Source organism: Pedobacter sp. (assembly GCF_041645105.1).
Taxonomy (GTDB): domain Bacteria; phylum Bacteroidota; class Bacteroidia; order Sphingobacteriales; family Sphingobacteriaceae; genus Pedobacter.
Genome location: NZ_JBAZQQ010000011.1, coordinates 115,493 through 123,011, shown reverse-complemented (window position 1 = coordinate 123,011; position 7,519 = coordinate 115,493). Strand labels below are relative to the sequence as shown.

Sequence of the window (7,519 nt, the reverse complement as noted above, 5' to 3'; positions counted from 1 at the left end):
CATCCCTGGGTAGAAAGATCTTTTCTAAATGCCCAGCCCATTATCTTTTTAGAATAGGCATCTGTGATTAGACTCAGGTACCCCCATTGATTTTTTAGTTGGATATAAGTAATGTCACTCACCCATATCTGTTCAGGACGGTTGATGATTAAGCTCTTGATCAGATTGTGGTATTTGTGCATCCAATGTCTGGAATTGGTAGTTATTGCTTTTCTTTTTCTTGTCCGTATAAGCAATCCATGTTCACGCAGTAAACTAAAGAGATAGTCTCTGCCAATTTTTATTTGGTGTTCTCTCAAAGTGTTTTGCAGTATGAAATGTAGCTTAAGTGTTCCTATTCGCTTTTGATTTACCCTAACTTTAAGTACATGCTGTAAGACAATTTCGTCTTTTAATCCTTCATCCTGTACTCTCCACTGATGATCATAATAAGCATGTCTTGTTTTGCCAAACAGTCTGCACAGCAACTTAATCCCAAGTTTTGGGAAGTCCTGTTTCATTTTGATGACTGCTTGGCACCAGACTTTTTTCTGATATCTATTTTAAGCTGTTCCTCTGCAATATCAATCATTGTATCCAATGCTTTGATCTTTAAATTGGCCTCCATCAAAGCTTTTTGCAAAGCCTGGAGTTCTTTGTTCTCTGATTGATTTTTCGATTCCTGGGCCATTTCTAAAGGTTTAGAAATGTGAATTTCGGAATTTTCTTCTTTAAATGTTCTAATCCATTTTCGAATTACACTACCCGAATAAATATTAAAAGCTATTTGGGCTTGTTTGATACTCATCCCTTCTTCTACCGCCCGTACTACCGAACGCTTTTCCGCCTGGGTATAACTAACATATTTAACTGTAGCCACATTTTGCCCCTGCATCCACCTTATCAGGGTGCCTGTAGACATCCCGTATTCATTCATAATGTCTCTACGAGGCACACCTTGCTCTATTAGGCTAAGCACATGACGAATTAAGCGCTTATCAAATTTTTGCTGATTACTCTTTCTCTCTGAAATTGTAAACTCTGTTTCTGTTATTTCCATACACTGTTTTTGTGTATAGCTTTTTTAGGAATCGACAGTAGGGCAGTTTCTGTGCGATATCTGTTACATTTCAATGTCAAATATCATCAATCTCTGTTTTCTAAAAATGATAATTGTGCTGAGATTATAATCTAGAAATTAGCCGATGTAAAAATGGCTCAAAAAAGATTCTTACAGGATTTCTTTGGGATTGAGGATCAATCCCACGATTCCGCTTGCCCCAAAAAATATGGATTTTGCATAAAACCAAAAAAGCCTCTCAGTTTTCACTGAAAGGCTTTGTATTTGGCTCCCTCTGCTGGGCTCGAACCAGCGACCCTCTGATTAACAGTCAGATGCTCTAACCAGCTGAGCTAAGAAGGAGTGCTGGTTGCCAAAACGGCGTTTTTTGATCTCTAAAGAACATAAACGTTTGTTCGTTTTGGGAATGCAATATTAGGGGTTTTAATTTATTTATGCAATATTTGCAGTGAAAAAAAATTAAATAATTTATATGAGCCTGATAATCATAGGAACTGTAGCTTTCGATGCTATTGAAACTCCCTTCGGGAAAACGGATAAAATAGTAGGTGGGGCTGCAACATACGCAAGTTTAGCTGCTTCTTACTTCTATAATAAAGTAAAAATAGTAGGAGTTGTAGGAGATGACTTCCATAAAGAAGATATAGATACATTCACTAAACATGGCATTGATACAGAAGGATTACAGATAAAAGAAGGAGAGAAATCTTTCTTCTGGTCTGGAAAATATCATAATGATATGAACAGTCGGGATACATTAGCTACTGAATTAAATGTATTAGCTGATTTTGACCCGATCATCCCAGAGAACTATCAGGACTGCGAATATTTAATGTTAGGTAATCTTACCCCTATAGTACAGCAAACTGTCATTAATCGCCTTAAAAACAGGCCTAAGCTGATTGTATTGGATACTATGAACTTCTGGATGGACATTATGATGGATGATTTAATGGAAACCATTAAAATGGTAGATGTTTTAACCATCAATGATGCAGAGGCTCGTCAATTGTCTGGTGAATATTCTCTAGTGAAAGCAGCCAAGAAAATTTTAGGAATGGGACCAAAATACCTGATCATCAAAAAAGGTGAGCATGGGGCTTTATTGTTCCATGAGGATAAAGTATTTTCTGCACCAGCACTCCCATTAGCAGAAGTTTTTGATCCAACAGGAGCAGGGGATACATTTGCAGGCGGCTTTATTGGTTATATGGCTAAAGTTGGAACCGTTAACTTCAACAATATGAAGAATGCAATTATCTTCGGTTCGGCATTAGCATCGTTCTGCGTAGAAAAGTTTGGAACTGAGAAAATAAAGAACCTTACTGAAGCAGAAGTTGCTGCTCGTGTACAGGAATTTGTAAACTTAAGTTCATTTACTATCGAAGCATAATTGCAAAATAGTTTTATATAAAAATGGTTATTCAACGAATGAATAGCCATTTTTTTTATCATGATAATTTACCCACAGCTTTAAACTTCTCAAATACGGTTTCTGTATGTGGGGCATCAGGTAATTCATCTGTTAGGTCTTGTCCCGCCCAATGTTCATAATGTTTCCCATTTCGCCACAATCTGCTTTCACTAACATCATAAATTATTCCTCTATAGGCTACCCATATTTGTGGTTTATCTTGTCCATTTCGTAAGGCAAGCTGCTGTTTCGTATATAAAGGAAGCTTATCCATGTGTATCAGGCTTTTTGCTTTTAAAGAACTCGAACAGATAGATCGCCACTAAAAGCATTCCCATAAAAAAGAAATATACTTCAATAGGTAAATAGAAAAGGTTCAGTTTTAATGTTGCATTTTCATTGAAGACCAGTTGCGGTTGTTTTTTGATGAAAATGCATAATAAATAAAATGGAATAAGTAAAGCTGCATAAGTGCGATAGAATCTGTACATAAACCGCAGTTTGTTTTTGTATTCGACATATAGCAATAATGCAAAAAGGATCAAAAATGTGATTAAAGTGTACAATTTAAGGTAGCCAAAAAAAAGCATCGCAACACAAATTCCAAGAACAAGATTACTCAAAGAGAGACTAAAACTATCTAGACTATTATTGGGAAACTTTTTGTTTAAAAATTCATATAAATACAAACCTATACCTGGAATGAAAAACTGCAAAGCAATAGTGTTGAATAATCCAGGCTCACTAAGCGATGAAACCCCTAGTACACTGAATAAATATGTAACCAGTAAAAAGAAAATTCCTGTTAAAGCAACTGATAGTAAAAATGCTTTTGGATAACTATTGTTCATGTAGAGGGAGTAAATTCAGCCTCAAAAGTATGATTTTGATATGGTTAAAGTCTATTATACTTATAAATTCTAGCAGCAAAGCAGGTATTTATATTGTATTGCTAAAATGATATCTTTGCCGCACACCTATAAAAAACGTCAAAGTAATGCTTTTAAAATATAAATACCTGCTTTCCATATTTGTTCTATTTTGTTTTTCTTCCTGTTTTCAGATCATAGAAGAGATTAATCTCAGTAAAACCGGTTCCGGAACTGTTAACCTTACTTTAAATCTTAGTGCGAGTAAAACAAAGGTGGCCTCCGTTATGCTAATGGATAGCATACAAGGATATAAAGTTCCCTCCAGACAAACCATTCAAAAAGAGCTGGATGAGGTTGTCGCTTATTTAAGAAAATCACCCGGAATAAGCAATGTTCAAAAGAAAGTTGATTTTGAAAATTTTATTGTAAGTGTATCATTCGCATTTAAAGATATTGCGAACATTGACCATGTAAACCAAAATGTGCTCAAAAAATTAAAAATAAAAGGACTTAGTAACTCGTCTTATACCTATAGTCCTAAAAGCGGGGTTTTTCAGCGCAGTTATCAGCATACCAGAGAGGCAGTAACCGAGTACAATAAGTTAAAGCCTGAGGTGAAAAAGATATTCAAAGATGCGGCTTATGTAAGTATCTATAGGTTTGAACAGCCAGTTGTACTTAGTACTAATCCCCTGACAAAAATATCAAAATCAAGAAAGGCAGTAATGCTCAATACGGGTATTATGGGTTTAATAAATGGGAAAACCGATATATCTAATCGCATTGCAATAGTAAAATAACGTTTCTACTTAATTTATCTTTATATGAATTCTCTTTTCAGATGCTTAACCGCATTATTTTTAGCCAGTCTAACATTTACCACCTCCAGCGCGCAGGATCTTATGCGGAAAATTCCCTCTAATGCGCTTGCCGTAGCAACAATCAAAGGTAAAAATCTAACGGAACTGATGTCGTTGACTGAATTTAACAATTCGTTTATTGGAAAAGAACTGTTAGCAAAACAGGCTGGAAAATCTGATCATCCGCTTACTGCAATTGAAGATGCAGGTTTTAACTTTGGTTCTTCATTTTACTATTTTAACCAGAGCAATGATAGTGTTACGTATAACTGTTTTCTGGCCCCGGTAAAAAATGTTGCTCAAGTAGATGCATTGTACAAAAATGCAAACCAGAAATTTAATGTAAAAGGAGACATGAGGTCGTATTACAATGCGGACTCGACCGAAGTTGCACAATGGAACGGTGAAATGTTCTTTTTTGTACTGGCAAGCGGTAAAAAAGAGTATTTTTCCCAACCTGATGTCAGGGAACGTTTGGGGCTGAAAGATCTAATGGATCGTAGCCTGGATATTGCAGTTGATACGGCCACTGCAGTATCTGTCGATTCTACGTATACCGAAAATATCGAAGCAGCTGTTGAAGCGGTAACAGAGCCCCCCGTTAAGGTTGAACGAAAAACAGTGAAGAAAGCAAAAGAGTCAAAATCAAAATCCGTAAGTTATGGCGCAAAAAAGAAAAAACCTTATAAAAAAGTAGCACAGGAAAAAGTAAAAGAGGAAGCCATAGTAGTACCCGTTGATGCCGAGGTGGTGGCAGATTCAGCTGTTGCGATTGTAACTGATGGTTATGGTGATACTGCTGGCAGGCATACCACAGTCTATTCGGAGGATGACCGTAAGAAAAATGCATTGATAGCGAAATGGACCGAAAAGATGGTGACTGACTTTATGGAAAACAAAGACAACCGTTCTATCCTGGATAATAAAGATTTTGTAAAAAGTATCGATGCTCAAGCTGAAGCCACCATTTGGATTTCGGGTGTTGATAAGCTTTTTAATACCTATATGCCCAGTACTTATTTGAAGGGGCTGAGCTTTTTTAATGGATATGGAAGTGGCAATGCGAGGCTCTACCTGGAAGATAAAACTATACGTATGGCTAGCAGTATGACTTTCAGTAACGAAATCGCAAGTGTTTTAAAAAGAGTGCACAAAAGAAAACTAAACAAACGGTTTTTGAAGTATGTGAACGAAGACCACATGATCGGCTATTTAGGATATGCTCTGGACACGAAGACGTATCTTGAAGAGTACCCGAAGCTAATGTCAAAAATATATGGGTCAATATTTGCCGAAGAAATAGGTATGGCAGCTGACCTGTTTACGCTCTTGCTGGATGAAGCTGCAATTGGAAAGGTAGTTAAGGGAGATGCATTGTTCATCTTTAATGGCCTTTCACAAAATGAAGTAAGCTACAAGTCATACGAATATAATGAGGATAATTTTGAGAGTAAAGAAGTAATGAAGACTAAAAAAGAGACTTTACCAGACTTCCTGCTCATGATCTCTTCTGAAGATACCCGGCTGATTGATAAGCTGATTGCCTATGGCGTAAAAAAGGAACTTGTAAAAAAAGGAGCTGGGTATTATGAACTGAGTATACCAAAAAGTCCTTTGGCCCTTTATTTTACCATTAAGGATAATATCATGTTCTTTGGTACCAGTAAATCGGAAATGGATAATATTGCAGCCAACCGGTATGTCGCTCATGTTTCCGCAAAACATCGCAAAACATTGATGAGTAGTAATTATGCCGCGTATTTCAGTGCCAAAAAGCTGGCAGGAAAAATTCCTTCTGAAGAATTAGGGGGCACCGAAAAGCTGGAAAAGACTAACCGTGTACTGAATGCGTTAGGTGATATTTATCTGAAATCGAACCCAATTAAAGGAAATGTGTTATCCGGACAAGTGAGTATGGATATCCCAGCTAATCAACCGAATGCTTTAAAGTATCTTTTCTCGATTGTTGAAGACGCACAGAAATAAATTCAAAAGAATAGCAACAATCACAGCGGCAGTTGTTTTACTGCTGCTGCTCATTGCTTACAGTTATCTTTCGCTAAGGAGATATAACACTTATAAGAATACAATACATGCAGATGCCGAGTTTATAATTCAGCTTGATGTTGACCGGCTTTACAGTAGCCTCGCTATGGATTATCTCAGCAATCCGTCCTATTATCGAAAAAAAAGTATCAGCTCAATAGAAAGTGGTTTAAAAATACCTTCGCAGATTTTTGTTTATACTGTTAAATCTAAGTCGGCTCAAACCTTTTTTTGTACTTTGTCAGTTATAGATACCCTGTCATTAAAATTGTTTGCAAAACAGAAACTGGGAATAACCTCGTTCAGAAATGAGGGGCAATATGTAACCGGCAGTAATGCGAACGGTCGGTTTACCATTGCATTCAATGCTGATAACTTTGTTGTCGGATATTCACAAAATGCTGAAAATGTACATGATGTTCTGATAGACCTGCTTAAAAAGCAAAATCTGTTGTCTGCTGACGATCATAGACTAACAAAACTTAAAGCATTAAAATCACATTTAGCCTACGTTCTTAACGATTTTGTGGGAACAGGTGATTTTAAAAACGGGCAATTACATCTGGAGGGAGACTTTAGTACGGAGCATTTTGTAGTAAAAGATAAGGTTTTCAACCACCGTGTTTTTGATAAAAATGCAATTGTTAAAATGTGGTTTAGTGCAGCGCCTTTTAATAAAAGCTATGCCACAGTTAAGCTTAAAAGTTATAATCTGGCTCCGGATAGCTTGTTGAAGTATTATGATGGCTATGTTGATCTGGAAATGGGAAATCTGGTAAGTCAGACAGATACTGTAGTTACCTATGAATACAATGATAATTTTGAAAAGGAAGAAACGCTTACACCGCGTACTGTAAAAGTGCCGGGAATAAATAGCGTTATCGCAGGTAATGCCGTCGGACTGAATAATTATCTAAGCAGGGCAAATGTAATTGCTAAGGATAAGGTAAATAAAGAACTATTTCCCCTGTATCAGCTTTACGTAGAAAATAATGGCGATGGGTTGATGCTAAGTACGGAGCAAAATAGAATGAAGTCTGATTTAAGAAAAGATTCACCTTATTTTTTTTACCTGGATGTTGATTTTGAAAAGCTGAAAGCACAAGGGCAATTTCCAGTGTTTGAAAAATATATCAGCTTGTGGAGCAGGCTTATTGTAAAAGCTAATCCCGAAACATCACAAAAAAATCATTTCGAATTAGATCTTCATTTTAAAAGAAAAGACATTAATGCGTTTATGCAATTGCAGTAAAATTCCTGCCTTTGT

The 7,519-nt window shown here is 36.5% G+C and carries 8 protein-coding genes, 1 tRNA gene and 1 pseudogene; 5 read left to right on the top strand and 5 right to left on the bottom strand.

Annotation, left to right across the window (positions count from 1 at the left end; genetic code table 11):
* The 3 genes and pseudogenes from WC623_RS23785 to WC623_RS23775 form a co-directional block, all read right to left on the bottom strand.
* Nucleotides 1–500, bottom strand: a pseudogene (locus WC623_RS23785) (IS3 family transposase); the annotation flags it as partial.
* Nucleotides 497–1,039, bottom strand: coding sequence for a helix-turn-helix domain-containing protein (locus tag WC623_RS23780; protein WP_372855879.1), 543 nt, complete (start codon nt 1,037–1,039; stop codon nt 497–499). The pseudogene WC623_RS23785 and the gene WC623_RS23780, both read right to left, overlap by 4 nt.
* Nucleotides 1,040–1,325: 286 nt before the next feature.
* Nucleotides 1,326–1,402: transfer RNA gene (locus WC623_RS23775), tRNA-Asn, on the bottom strand.
* 130 nt (nt 1,403–1,532) lie between these two features.
* Between WC623_RS23775 and WC623_RS23770 the strand changes: the two genes are divergently transcribed.
* Complete coding sequence (locus WC623_RS23770; protein ID WP_349786508.1) at nt 1,533–2,453, top strand: PfkB family carbohydrate kinase; 921 nt, start codon at nt 1,533–1,535, stop codon at nt 2,451–2,453.
* A gap of 58 nt (nt 2,454–2,511) precedes the next feature.
* Here WC623_RS23770 and WC623_RS23765 read toward each other — a convergent pair whose 3' ends face one another.
* Together WC623_RS23765 and WC623_RS23760 are read right to left on the bottom strand one after the other, a co-directional pair.
* Nucleotides 2,512–2,748 carry a cytochrome b5 domain-containing protein gene (locus WC623_RS23765; RefSeq protein WP_372855876.1) on the bottom strand — a complete coding sequence of 79 codons (237 nt, stop codon included), beginning with the start codon at nt 2,746–2,748 and terminating at the stop codon, nt 2,512–2,514.
* Nucleotides 2,741–3,064 (bottom strand): lycopene cyclase domain-containing protein, encoded by a 324-nt coding sequence (locus WC623_RS23760; RefSeq protein WP_372855887.1) that lies wholly within the window; start codon nt 3,062–3,064, stop codon nt 2,741–2,743. Before WC623_RS23760 ends, WC623_RS23765 begins: the two co-directional genes overlap by 8 nt.
* 112 nt (nt 3,065–3,176) lie before the next feature.
* Here WC623_RS23760 and WC623_RS23755 point away from each other — a divergent pair, with 112 nt between their 5' ends.
* From WC623_RS23755 to WC623_RS23740, 4 genes are all read left to right on the top strand, one after another.
* Complete coding sequence (locus WC623_RS23755; RefSeq protein WP_372855889.1) at nt 3,177–3,314, top strand: hypothetical protein; 138 nt, start codon at nt 3,177–3,179, stop codon at nt 3,312–3,314.
* Nucleotides 3,315–3,471: 157 nt separating this feature from the next.
* Nucleotides 3,472–4,146 (top strand): hypothetical protein, encoded by a 675-nt coding sequence (locus WC623_RS23750; RefSeq protein WP_372855874.1) that lies wholly within the window; start codon nt 3,472–3,474, stop codon nt 4,144–4,146.
* Nucleotides 4,147–4,248: 102 nt separating this feature from the next.
* Nucleotides 4,249–6,192 carry a hypothetical protein gene (locus tag WC623_RS23745; protein ID WP_372855872.1) on the top strand — a complete coding sequence of 648 codons (1,944 nt, stop codon included), beginning with the start codon at nt 4,249–4,251 and terminating at the stop codon, nt 6,190–6,192.
* Nucleotides 6,170–7,504, top strand: a complete 1,335-nt coding sequence (locus WC623_RS23740) for a hypothetical protein (RefSeq protein ID WP_372855870.1) — start codon at nt 6,170–6,172, stop codon at nt 7,502–7,504. Before WC623_RS23745 ends, WC623_RS23740 begins: the two co-directional genes overlap by 23 nt.
* The last annotated feature ends 15 nt before the right edge of the window (nt 7,505–7,519 follow it).